Genomic DNA, 509 nt, shown 5'->3' on the forward strand with positions numbered 1-509 from the left:
CAGATCCTCGAAGCCGTGCCCGGCGCCGATCTGTCGGGCCTGACCACCGACGAGATCGTCGTCATCGCCCAAGCCATGGACCGCGTCGACGGCGCAGCCCAGAAGTCCGGCACCGCTCGCGCGCTGATCGACAACCTGCGCTGAGGGCGGCCTGCGCGGCACCCCGCGCGCCCCACTCTGCGACCTGACGGGCCACGGCACAACCGGGCCCGTCCCCCTCCCCGGGGCGCCTCGCCCCGCTCCCACATCCGGGTTCGACAGCTCCGCAAGAGAGCCGCGCCCACCCCACGGAAGGACCAGACAATGAAAACTCTTATCGCATCCGCCCTCGTCGCAACCGCCGCTCTGACCGGTGTGGCCTCCGCCGCGACCGAGACCGGCGGCCCGGCCGCTCGCCAGATCCTCGAAGCCGTGCCCGGCGCCGATCTGTCGGGCCTGACCACCGACGAGATCGTCGTCATCGCCCAAGCCATGGACCGCGTCGACGGCGCAGCCCAGAAGTCCGGCAC

1 protein-coding gene is annotated in these 509 nt (G+C 71.9%); it reads left to right on the top strand.

The annotated features are described in order from the left end of the window. Nucleotides 1-303 precede the first annotated feature (303 nt). A partial coding sequence (locus tag ACXAJT_RS27650; RefSeq protein WP_475242256.1) for a hypothetical protein occupies nucleotides 304-509 on the top strand: 206 nt, incomplete at its 3' end.

This window comes from Salipiger sp. ABF4_146, assembly GCF_056161345.1.